At 65.1% G+C, this 19,271-nt stretch carries 10 protein-coding genes; 1 reads left to right on the top strand and 9 read right to left on the bottom strand.

Going from position 1 to position 19,271, the window contains the following annotated elements; genetic code table 11:
- Positions 1-23: 23 nt before the first annotated feature.
- Genes IM816_RS03580 through IM816_RS03565 form a run of 4 tightly spaced genes read right to left on the bottom strand, consistent with a single transcriptional unit; the run spans position 24 to position 9,156 of the window.
- Entirely contained in the window at positions 24-2,444 is a 2,421-nt protein-coding gene (locus IM816_RS03580; protein ID WP_250339830.1) for a GH92 family glycosyl hydrolase, read from the bottom strand.
- Positions 2,445-2,480: 36 nt separating this feature from the next.
- Positions 2,481-3,917, bottom strand: a complete 1,437-nt coding sequence (locus tag IM816_RS03575; protein WP_425602608.1) for a glycoside hydrolase family 125 protein — start codon at positions 3,915-3,917, stop codon at positions 2,481-2,483.
- Positions 3,914-6,589, bottom strand: a complete 2,676-nt coding sequence (locus tag IM816_RS03570) for a beta-mannosidase (RefSeq protein ID WP_425602607.1) — start codon at positions 6,587-6,589, stop codon at positions 3,914-3,916. Before IM816_RS03570 ends, IM816_RS03575 begins: the two co-directional genes overlap by 4 nt.
- Positions 6,589-9,156, bottom strand: a complete 2,568-nt coding sequence (locus tag IM816_RS03565; protein WP_425602629.1) for a TonB-dependent receptor — start codon at positions 9,154-9,156, stop codon at positions 6,589-6,591. The genes IM816_RS03570 and IM816_RS03565 overlap by 1 nt, the downstream gene beginning before the upstream one ends.
- A 749-nt stretch (positions 9,157-9,905) precedes the next feature.
- On the opposite strand from IM816_RS03565, the gene IM816_RS03560 reads away from it, so the two are divergent.
- Positions 9,906-11,738, top strand: a complete 1,833-nt coding sequence (locus IM816_RS03560) for a DUF3300 domain-containing protein (protein WP_250339827.1) — start codon at positions 9,906-9,908, stop codon at positions 11,736-11,738.
- Positions 11,739-11,801: 63 nt separating this feature from the next.
- Here IM816_RS03560 and zwf read toward each other — a convergent pair whose 3' ends face one another.
- The 5 genes from zwf to motA all read right to left on the bottom strand — a co-directional run bounded on the left by zwf (position 11,802) and on the right by motA (position 19,200).
- Positions 11,802-13,610, bottom strand: a complete 1,809-nt coding sequence (zwf, locus tag IM816_RS03555; RefSeq protein ID WP_250339826.1) for a glucose-6-phosphate dehydrogenase — start codon at positions 13,608-13,610, stop codon at positions 11,802-11,804.
- Positions 13,607-15,433: a glycoside hydrolase family 15 protein gene (locus IM816_RS03550; RefSeq protein WP_250339825.1), complete on the bottom strand. Its 1,827-nt coding sequence runs from the start codon at positions 15,431-15,433 to the stop codon at positions 13,607-13,609. Before IM816_RS03550 ends, zwf begins: the two co-directional genes overlap by 4 nt.
- A gap of 115 nt (positions 15,434-15,548) precedes the next feature.
- Complete coding sequence (gene ybaL / locus IM816_RS03545) at positions 15,549-17,201, bottom strand: YbaL family putative K(+) efflux transporter (protein ID WP_250339824.1); 1,653 nt, start codon at positions 17,199-17,201, stop codon at positions 15,549-15,551.
- A 100-nt stretch (positions 17,202-17,301) separates the two neighbouring features.
- Positions 17,302-18,339: a flagellar motor protein MotB gene (gene motB, locus IM816_RS03540; RefSeq protein WP_250339823.1), complete on the bottom strand. Its 1,038-nt coding sequence runs from the start codon at positions 18,337-18,339 to the stop codon at positions 17,302-17,304.
- 6 nt (positions 18,340-18,345) lie between these two features.
- Positions 18,346-19,200, bottom strand: coding sequence for a flagellar motor stator protein MotA (gene motA / locus IM816_RS03535; RefSeq protein ID WP_250339822.1), 855 nt, complete (start codon positions 19,198-19,200; stop codon positions 18,346-18,348).
- Between the last annotated feature and the right edge of the window lie 71 nt (positions 19,201-19,271).

Raw genomic sequence — 19,271 nt, 5'->3', positions numbered from 1 at the left:
GCATGGCGCCTACCGCGCTCGGATTACCCGAACGATGGGGGCCGGTCGGCCACCGCCTTGCCGAACGCCTCGTTGGGCGTGTCGCCCATGACGAAGGCGAGCGTGCCACCTGCGGCCAGCTCGGCGTGCGGTATCCAGCTTTTCGTCCACGGCTTGCCGTTCCAGGTCACCGATTGGATGTACGGCCGGCCCGGCCCGTTGTCCTTCGTCTCGATGACCAGGGTGCGACCTTCGCCGACGCGTACCTCGGCCCGATCGAGCAAGGGGCTGCCGAAAACGTAGTTCGTGCTGACCGGGTCGACGGCATACAGGCCCATGGCGCTCATCACATACCACGCGCTCATCTGGCCACAGTCCTCGTTGCCGGGGAGGCCGTCGGGTTCCGGCAGGTACATCGTTTCCAGCAGCATGCGTACGCGCGCCTGCGTCTTGTGATGCGCGCCCGTGTACGCATACAGATAAGGCATGTGATGGCCGGGCTCGTTGCCGAACGCGTACTGGCCGACCATGCCCGCGATGTCAGGCGGTGCATCGTCGGGCAACGTGGGATCGGCATTGAACAGCGCGTCGAGTTTCTGCTCGAACGCCTGCTCGCCGCCGAACAGCGTCATGTAGTTGTACACGTCGTGCTGGTTGAGGAACGTGGCCTGCCACGCATTCGACTCGGTGAAGTCGCGCCAGCGCTTGGAGTGCCCGATCGCGATGGGATCGAACGGCTGCAGCCAGGTGCCGTCTTCCCCGCGCGGGCGCATGAAGTGCGTGTCCTTGTCGAACACGTTGCGGTAGTTCTGCGAGCGCTTGCGCAATAGCGCGGCGTCTTCGGCGTGGCCCAGCGCATCGGCCATGTGTGCCACGGCCCAGTCGTCGTAGGCGTATTCGAGCGTCTTGCTGACCGCCTCGCCTTCCTTGTCGCTGGGGATGAAACCAAGCTTGCGGTAGTAGGTCAGACCAAAATAATCGTCCTGCATTGCGCGACGACGGAACACCGGCCATGCCTTTGCGTAATCGATGCCGGTGAATCCCTTGGCCTGCGCCTCGGCGACGACCACAGCGGAGTGATAACCGATCATGCAGACGGTCTCGATGCCCTGCAGTGGCCACACCGGCGCGCCGCTCGGGCTTTCCACGGCAAGGCGAACGATGCCGTCCACCAGGTCCGGCACGCGCTCGGACTGATACAGCGTCAACAGCGGATGCTCGGCGCGGTAGGTGTCCCACAGCGAATAAGTGCTGTAGTTGTGCCGACCTTCGGGAAGCGCGTGTACCGCCTTGTCCATGCCGCGGTATCGACCGTCGATATCGCTGAACACCGTCGGCGCGAGCATCGTGTGATACAGCGAGCTGTAGAAGGTGCGCTTGATCTTGTCCGACGAGGCGTCGATACGGATCTTCGACAGCTCGCGCTCCCACTCGGCTTCGGCCGCGGCACGGATGCCATCGAAATCCCAGCCCGGCATTTCGCCGTCGAGATTGCGCATGGCGCCGTCGATGTCCACGCCCGAAATACCCACCTTGACCAGCAGCGGCTCGCGCGACGCCTGGTCGAAATGCAGGGCCGCTTTCAGATGATCGCCCTTGGCGGTGGTGCTGCCCTTCGGCAGCGGCTTGTCGTCGCTATACAACGTGAGGCTCGACACCGGACGCGACAGCTTCATGGCGAAATAGATCACGCGACCCGCGGCCCACTGCCACACGCGCCGCCCCCCCACGAGGGTGTCGTTTCCGACCAGGGTCAGCTCCGCGTCCGTGACGTTCGCGGCCTTGTCCATCGCGTCTGCATAACCGTGGGCGAGATCGACCAGCAGATGGGCATCGCCGTCCTTGCCGAAAGTGTAGCGATGCATGCCCGCGCGCAACGTAGCGGTCAGTTCCGCGAGGATGTCGAAACGGGTGAGCTTCGCGCGGTAATAACCGGGATGCGCCTGCTCACCCGTGTAGTGCGAGCGATAGCCCTTGACGCCGCTGCGCCACCCCTTTTCCTTCGAGTCGCCGCTCTCCTTCTTCGCGTCGAAGCGCGACACGTAGTTGACGCCGTCGAAGTCGCGATCGCCCGGTTGCAGGAGCACGGGCCCCATGGAGGGCATCACGAGCACGTCGAGCATGTCGCTCGCGCCCGTTCCGGAGAGATGCGTATGGGAGAAGCCCATGATCGAGCCGTCGCCCTGGTGATAGCCCGACGAGCCATCCCACTGTGCGTTGTACGTGTCCGGGCTCAACTGGACCATACCGAACGGCCGCGTCGCACCCGGGTAGGTGTGACCGTGGCCGCCGGTGCCGACAAAGACGTCGACGTAACGCAACACACCCTCACCGGCGGTGCCGCCGCCGGATGAGGGTGCTTTCAAGCCTTCTTGCACGCCCTCGGCCATCGCGGTGAGGGAACCGAATTGACCGAGCGCCGTGAAGGCAGCCATCCCTTGCAGAAAACGTCGACGGGTAACCATGAATCGCTCCAGCGATGGGATACAGGGATCGGCGCGTCAGACGCGCCGCAAGGTATCGGGATGTTTATCGGCGAGGTGGACCACCAGCTCGCCGAACAGCGTATTGGCCCAGGCGAACCACGACCGCGTGAATTGCTTCGGGTCGTCCTGATCGAATGCCTCGTGCATGAACCCGGTGCCCGCATGGGTGGTCTTCAACCCGTGCAGGCACTGACGGATCTCCGCCGTGTCGTCAGTGGTGAACGCCTTCATCATGATCGACATGGGCCAGATCATGCGCAGGCCCTCATGCGGTCCGCCGATACCTTCGCCTGCGCTGCCTTTGAAGAAGTACGGGTTGTCGGCACTCCAGACCTTGGCCCGGGTGCGCGCATAGCGCGCGTCGCGCGGCCCGCATTCCAGGTAAGGCAGGGCCAGCAGACTCGGCACGTTGGCATCGTCCATGAAGAGATGGTTGCCATAACCATCGACCTCGTAGGCCCAGTAGTCCTCGCCATGGTCGCCGATCACGCCATGCTGTTCGATCGCCGCAGCGATCTCGTCGGCCAGCGCGTTACATTCGCTCGCGAAGCCCTGGTCGCCGTAGAACGTGCCATGCATCTGCGCAAGGCGACGCAAGGTCACGACGGCAAACAGGTTGCCCGGGATGTTGAACGGATACAGCGTGGCGTCGTCGGACGGACGGAACATCGCATGGATCATGCCGACCGGGCGCGTGGGCTGCCCATAGCCGTGCAGGAACTGGCTCTCGGTCGGATTGGGCGACGGCCGCTGGAAATGGTACGGGCCGGTGCCGTCCTTGCGCTGCTGTTCACGGAAGGTGGTCACGATGAGTCGCGTCGCGGCGCGCCAGTTTTCGTCGAACGGCTCGCGATCGCCGGTCGTCTGCCAATACCCATGCGCGAGACGCACGGGGTAACAGAGCGAGTCGATCTCCCATTTGCGCTCCGCGACGCCGGGGCGCATGTCGGTCATATCGGACTGCGCCCATTCGAGCTTGCTCTTGCCGCGCGGATCGGGAAGAAACGCATTGGCGTACGGATCGATGCTGATGCAGCGCGCCTGGCGACGGATGAGGCCGCGAAACAGCTTGCGCAGCGCTTCGTCCTTCGGCGTGAGCGGAAGATACGGCCACACCTGCGCGGACGAGTCGCGCAGCCACATGGCGTCGATGTCGCCCGTGACCACGAAGGTGTCCTCGTAGCCATCGAGCCGACCGATCTCTACCGTGGTATCCAAGGTGTTCGGGAAGCAGTTCTCGAACAACCACGCGAGCTCGGGGTCTGCGATCTTTTTCTTCGTCGACGCAATGAGCTTCTCCACGGCGTCGCTGGTGAACTTGCGCTTGCCGACGGGCGGCCGCTGGGTGACGAAGCGCGGCCCCGCGGCGGCGCTGAGGCTCATGCCACCGAGCAAGGCGGCACTGGGCACCAGGGAAAGCCATTTCACGAGATGGCGTCGGCTGGGATTCACGGAGCGGTCTCCTTCAGAGCGTCGACAAGCGAGCGTACCTTCAACACGCGGCGGAGCGCATCGACATCGGCCACGCCGTCGATGCGGATGTCCCGGCTCTCGCCCGGGAGCAGGTCGAACGCGTTGTCTGCGAGGCGCACGTCCAGGTCGCCCGTATCGATCCACACGGCGCGCGCCAGGCGCTTCGCCTTGACGGTGAGCACCACGGCGCCACCGTCCTTGCGCAACGACGTACTCATGCCGGGCTGCGGCAACGCGAGCGTACGCGCGGCGCCGAAATACAGCAGATGATGCGCGACCGGCTTACCGGCCTCGATCAGATCGAACGCCGCCACCGTGCGGCGTGGATCTGCGCCCTTCAACAGCGCCGCATCGTCCCACGTGACCGCCTTGGTGCTCGCAAGCGCGGCCGAGTGAACGGGCTGACTCGTCTCACGTAGCAGCTTCCCACCCATGTCATAGACACGCGTGCGCAGCGTGGCGGCGAAGTCGGTCGTGCGATCGGACACCGCAAAAACCTCGGTCTTGCCATCGCGCCGAAGCGGCACGACGTCTACCGGCGCATAGAAGCGCTTCGCATGGAACTGCAAGGCCTTCCAGCGATTGAAGTAGTCGACGCTCGCCCACGACGCACCGGGCCAGACATCGTTCAACTGCCAGTACAGCGTGCCCATGTTGCGTGGACGCGCGCTGCGCAGGTGCTCCGCCGCCAGCTCGATGCCTTCCGCCTGCATCACCTGACTCAGGTAAACGAACGAGGGGAAATCCTTCGGCTCGCCGTATTCCTGGCGAATGTACAGCAGCAGGCGCTGGTTGCCATCGCCGTTGGCGAACTTCTGGTGCGCGCGCATGACCTTCGATTCCGGCTGCATGTCCTCGGGACTTGCGAACGCCTTGATCGTAGCCATCACCGGGAAGGATTGCAGGCCGTATTCGGACTGGAAGCGCGGGGTGACGTCCAGGTAACGCGCAATGGGCTCCGAACCCGACCAGACCTTCCAGTAGTGGAAGTCGCCGTCGTTCTCTACGTTCGCGGGGCCGTCGTAGTCGGTGCTGGGCGAACTGGCCCAGTAAGGCACCTGAGGCGAGAGATCCTGGACGACCTTGCGCAAGGTCGTGCCGAACAGTTCGCGCATGCCATCGTCGATGCGACGCACCTCATCGGCGTTGACGAACTTGCGGAAGTCCTGGCGATCCGGCCAGTCGTCCCAGCCGGTCTGCACCTCGTTGTTGCCGGACCACAGCACGATCGACGGATGATCGCGCAGCCGCGTGACCTGCTCGGTCGCCTCGATGCGCACGTTCTCGCGGAAGGCATCGTCGTAGGGCGTGATCGCACCGCCGAACATGAAGTCCTGCCAGATCATCAGGCCCATGCGATCGGCCGCGGCGTAGAAGGCGTCGTCCTGATAGGTACCGCCGCCCCACATGCGCAGCATGTTCATGTTGGCGTCCTTCGCGGAACGAAGGATCGCCTCCATGCGCGCGGTGGTCACGCGCGATGGGAAGCTGTCGAACGGAATCAGGTTCGCGCCCTTGGCGAAGATCGGCACGCCGTTCACCACGAAGGCGAAGCCCCTGCCCCAGGTGTCCTTGTCGCGCCGCAGCTCCACCGTGCGCAGGCCGGTGTCGCGGTCGGCACTGGCGATGGTGTCGCCATCGGCAGCGACCTCCGCGTGGAAGCGATAGAGGTTCGGCTCGCCGTAACCGACCGGCCACCAGCGCTGCGGATGAGCGATCGAGACCGGCAACGACACATGGTTTTCGCCACGCGACAGGGCCACGCTGCGCTCGTCGTGGCCGCGCGTGCCATCCGGGGCGGCCCAGTCCACCTTGAGGATGACCGGACCGCTGCGATCCGCGCGCAGGTCGAACTGCGCGTCGAGCTGGGCGCTATCGGCGTCGACGTGCTTCTGCGCGACGTGGAAGTCGGCAAGACGCGTCGCGTCCCAGCTCTCCAGCCGTACCGGCTGCCAGATGCCGAGCGTGACATAGCGCGGGCCCCAGTCCCAGCCGTACTGGTAGTTGGCCTTGCGGACGTAGTTGGACGTCTGCTTGCCCTTCGGCTCGTCGCCGAAAGAGGAATCGAATTCGCCGGGCAGCGAATACGGTTGCTTCATCAGCCACGGCAACAGCCGGGTGATCGGGGAATGGAGATGCACGACCAGCGTGTTCGTGCCCTTGTGCAAGGCATCTCTCACCGGCACACGCCAGCGACGGAACATGTTGTCCGCCGAGAGCAGCATCCGGCCATTGACCTCGACGTCCGCAAAGGTGTCGAGGCCATCGAAAACGAGTTCGACGTGACCACGCTTGAGCATGGCCGCGTCGACGTCGAAGTCCAGACGGTAATCCCAATCGGAGAGGCCAATCCATTGCAGGTCGGCCTCGTTGTCGCGCCAGAACGGATCGCCGATCCGTCCCAAGGCGAGCAGGTCCGTCTGGACGGCACCCGGCACGGTGGCCGGCTGCCAGTCCGCGAATCGTTTGCACGACTCACGGCAGCGCGTCGCTGGCGACGCCTGGGCGGCGGGATCGCGGACACTGTCCGCCCCCCGTTCCGTCACCAGGCGAAACTGCCAGCCGGTGGAAAGGTCTTTCTCCACCGGCGTGGCCGCACTGGCGGCACCGGCGAGAAGCCAGGCCACCATTGCCAGCGACGCGCGCCGCATCACAGCTTGAAGCCCATGGTCACGGTGTAGGTGCGACCGTTCTTATAGGCGTTGAGCGGCTGCGCCGGGGTGTTGTTGTAGACGAAGTAGGTTTCGTCCAGCAGGTTGGTGGCATCCAGCGACACACGGATGTGATCGTTGATCTGGTAGCCGACCGAGGCATCGAGCTGACGGAAGATGCCCGTGATCTGCTGCGACTGCAGCTGCGCGATCGAGGTGAAGTACGACGAACGCCAGCTGTAGGTCAGACGCGCACTCCACGGACCCTGCTCGTAGAACGGCGACAGATTGAACGAGTTCTTCGAGTTGTACGGCAGCGGGAAGTCGTTGCTGGTGTCCGCGTCGGAGTACGTGTAGTTCGCCAGCAAGCCGAAGCCGTAACGGAAGTTCTGCTGGTAGCTGATCGACGCGCCCTTGACCTTGGCGACACCGGCGTTGATCGGCACCTGCATCTGGTACACGTCGTCACGCAGATTCGTCAGGTTGTAGTGCGTCTCGGCAACGTTGGTGTTGAGGATGTAGCCCGAGATGCGACGGAAGAACACTTCCGCGGCGAGCACGCTGTTTTCCGAGAAGTACCACTCGGCCGAGGCGTCGTAGTTGGTCGACTTGTACGGACCGAGGTCGGTGTTGCCACGCGAACCGGTCAGGGTACGGTCGTCGAGCGCGACGTACGGCGTCATCTGCTGGTAGCGCGGGCGAGCGACGGCCTTGGCGGCGGCGAAGCGGAGCGTCAGGCTGTCGGTTGCGTCGTAGGCAATGTTGAACGACGGCAGCCAGTCGTGATACGCGCTGCGCTTGTTGACGGGACCGTAGTTGTCGCCGCCGATGGCGTTGTAACCGTCCACCGTGTCGCGGGTGCGGAAATAACGCACGCCGAGGTTGCCACGGTAGTCGTCGCCGGCAAAGTCGCCCTGGATGTAGAACGCGCGGTTCTGCTCGACGACGCTGTAGGTGGCCTTCGGATCGAGCGATACCGTGCCGTTCTTCAGCTGCTGGATGTACGCCTTCATGAGGCCCGGATCGATCGTCGTCCAGTCACCCATGTTGCCGGCCGCGCTGAGGCCGTCGAGGTAACCGCTGGGCGTTCCGCCGTGCGAGAAATCGCCGAGCGACAGACCGCTGCCGTCCTGCGACGGCAGGCGTGCCGCGTAGGCGTCCTGGCCGTCGATGTGGTTGGTCGCCTTGATGCCGACCTCGATCTGGTTCAGCGGACCCCAGCTGACGTCGTGCGAGAAGTCGGCCTGGAAGTAACGCTCGCGATCGTAGCTCGGCGCGTAGCTGTAGCCGGCACCGTGCAGGAGCATCGCCGCGGGATTGTCGGCGTTGTTGTAGTTGATCTGCGGATGCTGGCCCTTGAGGTTCCAGTCGAAGCCGCCAAAGCCCTGGAACTGCGTATTCCAGATGCCGTCCGAACCGCCGGTGGAACCGGTGTAGCCGATCTGGCTCGATGCCGTCCAGCCGTCACCGAACCAGTCGGCGCGCAGATTGGCGACGCCCGTGTTCACGGTCGAATCGCGCTCGTAACCGTCGAGGTAGGTCGACGTGTTCGCGTTGTAGCTGCCGCTGGTCGCAACGCCGTTGTTGAAGCCCAGCGCCGTGGCGTTGGCGGCCGATCCGGACCATTCGCCGTAGTGGCTCTGGTTGAAGTTGTTGAACTTCTCGGTCACGTACAGGCCGGTGAAGTTCAGCTCGAACGCGTCGTTCGGCTTCCACTGCAGGCCGGTCGACACGCCGTCGCGCGTGCGGCGCTGCTGGAACCACGCCGTGTTGATCGCGGTCGGGTACACGCCCTTCGCGTCCGGCGGCACGACGGCCGGGTTGAACTGGTGGTCGGGGTTCGTGTCGGTCGGATCGTTGACGCGCTGGTAGCCGAAGATCTCGGTGCCCTGGCGATCGATGATGCGATCGGAATGCATCAGCGAGCCGATGACGCCGAAGGTGCTTTCCTTGTTCTTCCAGCTGTACAGCAGCGATGCGTTCGGCTTGCCCTTGTCGGCGCGGTCGTTGTAACCGTAGCTGACGCTGCCCGTCAGCGTGTTCGCCGGCAGGTCGAGCGGACGACGCGTGTTGACGATGACCGTGCCACCGATGCTGCCTTCGTCGATGTTCGCCTGCGGGGTCTTGTAGACCTGGGCGTTACCGATGATTTCCGAGGCGAGCAGGCTGTAGTTGAACGAGCGGCTGTCCGGGTTGTTCGGATCCGACGTCCAGTTGGTCGATGCGACGGTCTGGCCGTTGAGCAGCAGGCGGTTCAGCGCAGGATCGGTGCCCAGGATGCTGACCTTGTCGCCTTCGCCGAAGTTGCGGTCGACGCTGAGACCCGGCAGATGCGAAAGCGATTCGGCGACGTTCGTGTCCGGGAACTTGCCCACGTCTTCCGCGGAGATCGCGTCGACGATGGAGTCGGCATTCCGCTTGAGGTCGAGCGATTTCTGCAGGCTCGCGCGGATACCGGTGACGGTGATGCCGCTGAGATTGGCCGCGTTCTGGGGATTGGACTGACCGGCGGGGGCGGTCGTCCCGGCGTCGTTCGCGGACGGGGTGGTGGTGGCGTCCTGCGCCATCGCACTACCCGTCGCGAACAGACCGGCCAGGATGGCCATGGAAAGTGCGCTGATACGGTGGTTCACATCGATCTCCTGGAAAGGGGAAGGAAGCCGGTCCCGCTCGCTGTCGGGGCCCCGCTCCCGCGTTGCTTTTTTCCGAGCGAACGGCACCGCGCCGGCTGAAAACCGACGTCGGGAACGCGCGCTGCGTGAGGGTCTTGTTTCGCCGCCCTTTTCTTCTTCCGCGCCGCCGGTCTGCGGGTTCTGGCGCGAAAGCCCCGGTCTTGCTGTAGCAATCCCGTGTTATCGCCGGATTCTTAAGTCCCCTGTCATCGAAGTCAACTGAATTTTTAACTCGATCTAAGGATGATCAACTTGACTCATCGCTTTGATTTTTATCGATATATTGGGAATACCAAAATAGTGCAGTGCAGAACGGTTTCGCAAAATTTGGATCGATCCATCTTGGCGACGTAACCCGTAGCTACTTGAGCAAGTGACTGTTTTTTCGCGGAAACGGAATCGCCGTTTTCGCAGAGCGCCATGAAAGGCGGTTGGACGGGGTTGCTTGCTGCAACGCAACGAAAAAAAACACGTGCATCCTGCCCTCGAAACTGCGTTCGCGATCACCCTCACCCACCCAAACCGCCGCTAAATACCTCCGCGAAACCGCAAGCCCTTGCGGCGCCAGACAGCGCCGAGTCACGCGCCGAAAACGACATTGGCGCCACGCCGGATCGACAGGCGATCCGTGACGAGAGGGCACCATGAGACACACTACGAAGGACGTCGTTCTGATGACCGCGCTGTCGGTCGCCATTGTCGGCATGCTTGCCGGTTGCCAGCGTCAGGCGCCCGCGGATGACACCGCTTCCGCGCCGCCGGCCGCCGCAGGAACGGTCGACAACGCACCCCCGCCGGCCCCCGCCTACCAGCCGCCGACGGCGGAACAGCTTTATGCGCTGGTCTCGCCGATCGCGTTGTTTCCCGACAAGCTCGTCGCACTCACCCTGGCCGCGTCCACGCACCCGGACGATGTGCATGCCGCGCGCGGCTTCCTCGAAGACAACCGCAACCTGAGCGGCTCGGCGCTGATCGATGCCGCAAGCAACCAGCCATGGGATCCGAGCGTCAAGGCGCTGGTCGCCTTCCCCGCCGTCGTCGATCAACTGGACGGCCATAACGACTGGACTGCCGCCTTGGGTGCCGCCTACGCGGCCGAACCCACCGACGTGCTCAACGCGATCCAGGTGATGCGCCAGCGTGCCCGTGCACACGGATCGCTGGCCGATACGCCGCAGCAGAAGATCCGCGTGGTAGAGACGCCTCAGCCCACGACGACCACCGTGGTCGAAGAGCGCCGTGTCGTCGAGCCGCCCGCACAGACCATTGAGATCGAGCCGGCGGAGCCGGATGTCGTCTACGTGCCGCGGTACGATCCCGACGTCGTCTACGGCGAGCCGGTGTACTCGCGCGTCTACACGACCGAACGCTGGTACGAACCCGCTCCCGACCGCGGCGACCTCGTCGCGACCGGCCTCGTGTCGTTCGGCGTCGGCGTGGTAGTTGGCGAACTGTTCGCGCACCACCACGACCATCCCTGGGGCTGGAACGCCTGGAACACGTCGTGGGGCGGCCCGCGCGGTGGCGGCTATGGCCCGCCGGCCGTGGTCTACGACAACCATCCGTATGTCGTGAACCGCAACACGGTGATCAACCGTTACACCAGCATCGATCGTTCGGTGCACATCGACAACCGACACAACTTCGGCAACGTGTCAGTGCACAACACCACCTATAACGGCGCACCGCCCGCCGGCCCGATGGGTCATCCGGCACCGGCCGCCATGGCGCCGCACCCGGTGGATTTCGCGCACATGCAGCGCCCGAACTTCAACCCCGCGATGATGCGCGCCACGGCGCCGAACGCTCGCCCTGCGTTGCCGCCGCCGGGTGCCGAGCGTGCTGCGATGATGCCGCGTCCCGCCGGTGAGCCAGGGCGTCCGGTGGACCCTCGCGCTTCCGCCGCAGGTCGTCCCATGCCCAATGCGCCGCATGGAGTCGATCCGGCGACGATGCAGCGCAATGAGCACGCGACCACCACGGCTCCCGGCGCGCCGCATGCGCCGGAGCGTCCGGTCAACGCCGAGGCGTTCGCCCGCGATCGCCAGGCCTTGGCCGCCCACGCGCCTCAGCCCATGGAGGCGCGCCCTCCGCAGACCATGGATGCCCGGCACGCACCGGCTCCGCCGCCGACGCAGCCGCGGCAGGAGCCTGCCGCGCCCCGCATGCCGCCGAACGATGCAGCGCGTTTCGCGCCGCATGCCCCGGTGGCGGAACCGCACATGCCATCGAACGATGCGGCACGTTTTGCCCAACGTGCGCCGGCCGCCGAGCCGCGAATGGAGTCGCAGCGCATGGATCAACGCATGCCGCCCCGCGAGGAGCCGCGCATGCAGGCCCGTCCGGAACCGCGTCCCGAGCCGCGGATGGAAGCCCGTCCGGCGCCGCGTCCCGAAGCGCGTCCCGAATCCAGGCCCGCTCCGCGGCATGACGACCACCGGCCGCCCGAGCACAAGGACGACAAGCACGATCACTGATCGTGCGAACAACGAAAAGGCCGCGCTTTTCAGCGCGGCCTTTTCGTTTGACCCGAGGCGTGATTACTTGGAACGCGGACGACCGACGGGCTTGCGACGGGCAGCCGTCTTCTTCGTCGTGGCTTTCGCGGGTGCCACCTTACGGGCCGAGGCGGTTTTCGCCGCGGCGGTCTTCGCTCCCGTGGCGCGACGCGATGCCGTCTTGCGCGGCGCAGTCGCCTTCTTCGATGCCGCGGCCTTCTTCGCAGATGCACGCTTCTTGGGCGCGGTGCCGACGGACGCCGGTGCGACCTCGGCCTTGCTGCGCGACGACTTGCGCGCCAGTGGCTCGCTCGACGAATTCAGCGGACGCCACGAACGCCCACCCAAGGCCAGGAGCGTGTCCGCCGAGGCGGGGCCTGCACTGCCCGAGGCGTAGTTCGGGAAGTCCGCCGGGGTTCGCTGCGCCCAATCGTCAAGGATCGGCTGCACGGCACGCCAGCAGGCTTCGACCATGTCCGCACGCTGGAACAGCGTGGCGTCACCGGTCATGCAATCGTAGAGCAGCGTTTCGTAGCCCACGTTGGGCTCGGCGCGGAACCAGTCGGCGTATTTGAAATCCATCCGCACTGGCGCCAGTTCCACGCGCGGACCCGGGCGCTTCACGTCGAACTGCAACGAAATGCCCTCGTCGGGCTGGATCTGCAACACCAGCCAATCGGGACCGAACGCATCCATGCCGGTGCCGCGGAACGGGGCGAACGGCGCCGACTTGAAGCGGATCGCGATTTCCGTAGTGCGCCGGCCCATATGCTTGCCGGTGCGCAGATAGAACGGCACACCGGACCAGCGCCACGTATCGATGGAGAGCTTCATTGCCACGAAGGTCTCGGTGACCGAATCCGGCGCGACGTTGGGTTCGTCGCGGTAGGAGATCGCCAGTTCGCCGTTGACTGCACCCGGGCCGTACTGGCCGCGCACCGCGTCCTCGGGCTGGATCGGACGGATGGCTTCGATGGCTTCCGCCTTGCGCGTACGCACGGCTTCGGCGTCGAAGGAACTCGGCGGCTCCATGGCGACCATGGCCAGCAGCTGGAACAGATGATTGGGCACCATATCGCGCAACGCGCCGGTCTGTTCGTAGAACGAGCCGCGGCGTTCCACGCCCACGGTCTCGGCCACGGTGATCTGCACGTGGTCGATACGGTCGCGGTTCCAGATCGGCTCGAACAGGCCATTGGCGAAGCGGAACGCCATGATGTTCTGCACCGTCTCCTTCCCGAGGAAGTGGTCGATGCGGAAGATCTGGTCCTCGCGCAGCACCTTGAGAATGCGCTCGTTCAACGCGTGCGCGGAAGCGAGGTCATGACCGAAGGGCTTTTCGATGATGACGCGACGCCAGAACTCGCCATCGGGACCGCCATCGTCGACGAGGTCGGCATCGCGCAGCTTCTCGATCACGTCGCCGAAGAAACGCTCCGGCGTGGCGAGATAGAACAGCACGTTGCCCTTCGTACCGCGGCGGCGCTCCGCATCGCGCAGCTTCACCGCCAGGTTCTGGAACGCGGACAGATCGTCGAAATCGCCCGCGTGGTAGGTCATCTGGCTGCTTAGCCAGCCCCAGGCATCCTCGTCCAGGCGACTGCCGCTGTTGCCTACGAAACGTTCGAGCGCGGTACGCAGGCTCTTGCGCCATGCGTTGTCGGTCATCTTGCCGTGGTTGAAACCAATGACCGAAAAATTGTCAGCCAGCAGGCCGGTGCGGCGCATGTTGTAGAGCGCGGGGACGACCAACCGACTGGTGAGGTCGCCGGCAGCGCCGAAAATCACGACGGTACACGGGTCGGCCGGATGAGCGCGCGAGGTGACACGCTTCGGTTGGGCTGGGCTCATGCACGGACTCCTTGGGGATCTTGGGATTCGGGGGTAGCGTGGATATCTGCCGTCGCGCTGTAACCGTGCGCGAGACTGAAGGCGGCATTTACCAACGCGACGTGAGAAAAAGCTTGGGGGAAATTACCCAGCAGCCGTTTCGCACGGGGATCGTACTCCTCCGCGAGCAGGCCGAGATCGTTTGCCAGGCCGATCAGTCGCATGAACAGGGTGCGAGCCTCGTCGAGGCGCCCGAGCAGCACGTAGTTCTCGACGAGCCAGAAGCTGCACGGAAGGAACTGGCCTTCACCCGGCGGCAAGCCGTCCACGCCGCTTCGCGTGTCGTAGCGGCGGACGAAGCCATCCACCAGTAGGTCTTCTTCGACGGCCCGCACGGTCGCCGCGACGCGTGGATCGTCGGGCGGAAGGAAATCGGTAAGCGTCACCAGCAGCAGGCTTGCGTCGATTTCCTTGGAGCCATACGACTGCGTGAAGCAACCGCGCTCGGGATCGACGCCTTTGGCGAGGATGTCGGCCTTGATCTCGTCGGCCATCGCACGCCAGCGCAGCGTGAGCCGAGGATCGGAATCGTGGCGCTCCTGTTCGCTCGCGCGCTGGAACGCCAGCCACGCCATGACCTTGGAATGGACGAAATGGCGCGGCTCGCCCCGGATTTCCCAGATGCCTTCGTCGGGATGCCGCCAGATGCTCGCGAGATGTTCGAGAAACACCGTCTGCACCTCGTCGGCTTCCGGCTGCAAGGCAACGCCATGCCGCACGGCGTGGGCGAAGGCGCCGACCAGTTCGCCGAAGATATCCAACTGGAACTGCGCGGAGGCAGCGTTGCCGATGCGTACCGGCGTCGAACCTTCGTAGCCGGCGAGCCAGGGCACTTCGAACTCTTCGAGACGACGCTCGCCCGCCAGCCCGTAGAGCACCTGCAACTGGCCCGGGGATCCGGCGACCGCACGTCGGACCCAGTCGCGCCACGCGCTTGCTTCGTCGTGGTAGCCGGCGTTGACGAACGCGGACAGCACGAAGGTGGCATCGCGCGCCCAGCAGTAGCGGTAATCCCAGTTGCGCGGGCCGCCGATCTGCTCGGGCAGCGAGGTGGTCGGCGCCGCGACGATGCCGCCGGTGGGCAGGTAGCTCAGCCCCTTAAGCACCACCAGCGAGCGGCGCACGATGTCCGACCATTCGCCCGTTCCATTGCAGCGATCGGACCACCCATCCCAGAAGGCCAGGGTGTCGCGCAGGGCGCCGTAAGGTTCCGGCGTATCGGGCGGCGCTAGGTGCGACGGTCCCCAGGCCAGGGAGAACGGCACCGAATCGCCCTTGCGCACTTTGAAGCGCGCCACGCTGTGCAAGCCCTCGCCGTCGAAGGTGACCGGGCTGCGCACCACGATGAGATCGGGGCCGGCGATCGCGGTCATCGTCGCGTCGTCCACGCGGCTGACCCAGGGCACGGCATTGCCGTAGTCGAAACGGAGGGTCAGCACGACCTCGAAGTCCACGCGACCTTCGATGCCTTCGACGATCCGGGTGACGCCCACCTGCTCACCATCGATCGGCATGAGGTCGATGACGCGCGCACGTCCCGTCGCCGTCTGCCACTCGGTCTCCAGCACGAGGCTACCGTCCAGATAACGGCGTGTGCAGATCGCATCGGGATCGGAGGGCGCGATGCGCCAGCGTCCGTTCTCTTCCTGCCCGATCAGGGCCGCGAAACACGCAGCGGAATCGAAGCGGGGAAGGCACAGCCAATCGACGGAACCGTCTCTTGCCACCAGCGCTGCGCTTCGGCAATTGCCGAGCATCGCGTAGTCCTCGATGCGGGAAGCCATGCGGATCTCTCGTCTACCGTGATTCGTCACAAGGTAGCGATGGTGACGTTAGCTCGACGTATGTTCGCTGCCGCACGAACCGAGCGGGAGCCCACTCATAAAGGGCTCCGCCGACTCAATGGCCGGCACGATCGACGGGCGCACGCACCGCAGCGAACATGCTGTGCGCAAGTTCCTGCTCGCCATAGATCACGTTGCTGGCACCGAGGCCATCCAGATGCGCCACGCACTCCTGGGAGTGGGCACGGGCGACGATCGGCAGGTCGGGCCGCAAGGCCCTCGCGGCACGCACGACCTGCCCTCCTTCGAACGGATCGGACACGGCAACGATCAGGGCCCGAGCCCCGGCGAGGTTGGCCTCGTCGAGCACGGCCGCCACCGCGGCGTTGCCCACCACGAACTCCACCTCGGACGTTCCGCGCAGTTCGCGAACCGCGTCCTCATCGGATTCGATCACCAGGGTGCGGGTGCCCTCGGCCTGCAGTTCGGCCAGCACGCGACGGCCCACGCGTCCGTAGCCCACCAGCACGGTGTGGCCGGCAATGCTGGGCCCATCGTCCGGTACGTCCGCCTCATGTCGCGCGATCCATCGGTCGAGCACCGCGAACAACAGGGGATTGATCAGGATGGAGACGATGGCTGCTGCGAGGAGGATGTCGCGCGCCTGCTCGCTCAACAAGCCAAGCGATACGCCGAGCCCGGCAAGGATGAAAGAGAATTCGCCGATCTGCGCGAGGCTGGTGGCGATGGTCAGTGCCGTCTTCGGCGGGCGACCGAAGGCGCGGACGATGGCGAAGGCCGCCACCGACTTACCGACGATGATGATCAGGCACGCGGCCAGCACGACCCACGGCTGTTCGACGAGGACGTGCGGATTGAACAACATGCCGATGGAAACGAAGAAGAGCACCGCGAAGGCGTCGCGCAGCGGCAGCGTTTCCTCCGCGGCGCGCTGCGACAGTTTGGACTCGCCCATCATCATGCCGGCGAAGAAGGCACCCAGCTCGAACGACACATCGAAGAGATGGGCTGCGCCGAACGCGATGCCGAGCGCCATGGCGAGCACGGCGAGACGGAACAGCTCTCGCGAACCGCTGGCCGACACGGCCTGCAGCACCCAGGGAATGGCCCGCTTGCCGACGATCAGCATCAGGGCGACGAACAACGTCACCTTGCCGATGGTCCAGGCCACGGTTTCCAGCAGCGCACCGATGCTCGCCGATGCACCTGCCTGCTCGCCGCCGAGGAATCCGCCGATGGCCGGAAGCAGCACCAGCGCCAGCACCATCGCCAGATCCTCGACGATCAACCAGCCCACGGCGATGCGGCCGCGATCGCTGTCGAGCAGGCGACGTTCCTCCATCGCACGAAGCAGTACGACCGTGCTCGCGACCGACAACGCGAGCCCGAACACGAAACCCTGCGCCAGCGGCCAGCCGAGGAACGCACCGAGCGCCATGCCGAGGCCGGTCGCGACAGCCATCTGGACCGCGGCGCCCGGGATGGAAATCGCCTTGACCGAGAGCAGGTCCTTCAACGAAAAGTGCAGCCCCACGCCGAACATGAGCAGGATCACACCGAGGTCGGCCAGTTCCTGTGCCAGATGGGCATCGGCGACGTAGCCCGGCGTGAACGGTCCGGCGACGACACCCGCGACGAGATAGCCGGCCAGCACCGGCAGACGCAGCCGATGGGCAATGGCTCCGAAAATGAAGGCGAGGACGAGACCCCCGACGATGGTGGCGATGAGCGGGGTGGCGTCGTGCATAGGCGGCTCCTTGAGTCGTCGTCGGCCGCGGCGCGCGCCGCGGCATGCACCCTCGTCTCGTCACGTCGGGCGCAGCGAACGTTCGACGGGGTCTAGAAACCTATGGGGGCGACGAGCCTTGTGCGCAAGTTGCATCGCCGCATGCGACCGACGCGGTCGTCGCCCTGGGCGTGTCGGCAGGCGCTCGCGCGCCACCGGTGACTGCCGTTTCGACGTGGTTGTTGCCTGCGGCATGCGATCCGGCCGTCGGCGCCACAGCGCCGTCCGCGAGGTCCGGCGAGAGCGCCGCGCGCGCCGCCTCGGCCGTCATTACGACGATGCTGATGCGGCGATTGATGGCTGCGGCGGGATTGGCCTTGTCGAACGGCACCGATGCCGCGAGCCCCACCACGCGGGCCACCTTGTCTGGCTGCATGCCGCCTTCCACGAGCGTGCGACGCGCGGCGTTGGCGCGGTCGGCGGAAAGCTCCCAGTTGCCATACGACTTGCTTGAACCGACGTAGGGCGCGCTGTCGGTATGCCCGGAGATGCTGATCGCGTTGGGCACCTGGTTCACGAAGCCCGCCAGCTCGTGCAGGATTTCCACCGTGTAAGGCTTCATCACACCGCTGCCGGTGTCGAACATCGGCCGGTTCTGCTTATCCACGATCTGGATGCGCAGGCCCTCGGAGGTGATGTCGAGCAGGAGCTGATCCTTGTAGGGCGCCATGGCCTGGCTCTTGGCGACCGCTTCCTTGAGATCCTTCATGAGCTGTTCGAGCCGGCGTTTTTCCTGCTCCTTCGCCAACTTGTCGAGCTCCGCGCCATTGGGCCGGGCAAACGCCTGGTTGTCGCCGGGGCCCTTCGGCAGGTCCATCGCCCCGCCGAGCTTGATCATGCTGGTACTGGCGCCGCCCGGACCCATCTTGCCCGACGGCGCCATCGTGGACTGCCCCTGGGTCATGCTGGGGTTCTTGAAGTATTCGGAGATGGCGGCGCGCTGCTGCTTCGTACCTGCGCCGACAAGCCACATGACCAGGAAGAAGGCCATCATCGCCGTGACGAAGTCGGCGTACGCGACCTTCCAGGCGCCTCCGTGGTGGCCGTGACCACCGCCGCGCTTCTTGCGGACGATGATGATCTGCTTCAGGTCGCTCATCGTTGCTTACCGAGCCGCCTTCAGGTGCGATTCGAGATCCTGGAACGTCGGACGCGAACTGGACTGCAGCGACTTGCGCGCGAATTCCACGGCCACCATCGGGTTGTAGCCGCGCAGGTTGGCGAGCAGCGCGACCTTGACGCACTCGAATGCCTTGCCGTCGGTGTTCACGCGCGCTTCCATCGCGGCGGAGAGCGGCCCGACGAATCCATAGGAAAGCAGAATACCCAGGAAGGTACCCACCAGCGCGCCAGCGATGTGCTCGCCGATGACCGCGGCGTCGCCGTCGATGGACTTCATGGTGATGACGATGCCGAGCACCGCGGCGACGATGCCGAAGCCGGGAAGCGCGTCGGCCATCTTCTGCACGGCCAGCGCGGGGACGAGCGCTTCGTGATGGTGCGTTTCCAGTTCCACGTCGAGCAGCTGCTCGAGTTCGTGCGGATCCATGGCGCCGCCGACGATCAGACGCAGGCAGTCCGTGGTGAAGTCGATGAGATGATGCTCAGCCACCAGGCGCGGATAGGCGGAAAACAGCGAGCTGTTGGCCGGGTCCTCGATGTGCGCTTCCATGCCGAGCTGCCCTTCCTTGCGCATCTTCACGAAGATGTCGTAGAGCAGCGACAGCAGGTCGACGTAGTCCTGGCGGCGATACTTCGGGCCTTTGAACAGCGCGACCATGTCGCGGCCAGCGTTCTTCACGACCTCCAGCGAATTGCTGCTGAGGAACGCACCGATGGCCGCGCCAAAGATGATGAGCAACTCGTACGGCTGCCACAGCGCACCGATCTCGCCGTGCGACAGGACGTATCCGCCTAGTACGGAAACCAGGACGACGATCGAACCAATGATGACCAACATGACTTGCTTCCTCCAGGCTCTAGCCTTATCGGCCGACCCGCCGAACAATTGAGGAACTTCGTCACGTTTTG

It is taken from the genome of Luteibacter flocculans (assembly GCF_023612255.1).
GTDB lineage: Bacteria > Pseudomonadota > Gammaproteobacteria > Xanthomonadales > Rhodanobacteraceae > Luteibacter > Luteibacter flocculans.
The sequence above is the reverse complement of the archived record's forward strand: the minus strand, read 5'-3'. Positions and strand labels throughout refer to the sequence as shown.

What these genes read in the sequence shown, in the direction of transcription:
- IM816_RS03580 (WP_250339830.1), bottom strand. Translation starts at nt 2,444, where the DNA reads ATGGTTACCCGTCGACGTTTTCTGCAAGGGATGGCTGCCTTCACGGCG.
- IM816_RS03570 (WP_425602607.1), bottom strand. Translation starts at nt 6,589, where the DNA reads ATGCGGCGCGCGTCGCTGGCAATGGTGGCCTGGCTTCTCGCCGGTGCC.
- IM816_RS03565 (WP_425602629.1), bottom strand. Translation starts at nt 9,156, where the DNA reads ATGGCGCAGGACGCCACCACCACCCCGTCCGCGAACGACGCCGGGACG.
- IM816_RS03560 (WP_250339827.1), top strand. Translation starts at nt 9,906, where the DNA reads ATGAGACACACTACGAAGGACGTCGTTCTGATGACCGCGCTGTCGGTC.
- zwf (WP_250339826.1), bottom strand. Translation starts at nt 13,610, where the DNA reads ATGAGCCCAGCCCAACCGAAGCGTGTCACCTCGCGCGCTCATCCGGCC.
- IM816_RS03550 (WP_250339825.1), bottom strand. Translation starts at nt 15,433, where the DNA reads ATGGCTTCCCGCATCGAGGACTACGCGATGCTCGGCAATTGCCGAAGC.
- ybaL (WP_250339824.1), bottom strand. Translation starts at nt 17,201, where the DNA reads ATGCACGACGCCACCCCGCTCATCGCCACCATCGTCGGGGGTCTCGTC.
- motB (WP_250339823.1), bottom strand. Translation starts at nt 18,339, where the DNA reads ATGAGCGACCTGAAGCAGATCATCATCGTCCGCAAGAAGCGCGGCGGT.
- motA (WP_250339822.1), bottom strand. Translation starts at nt 19,200, where the DNA reads ATGTTGGTCATCATTGGTTCGATCGTCGTCCTGGTTTCCGTACTAGGC.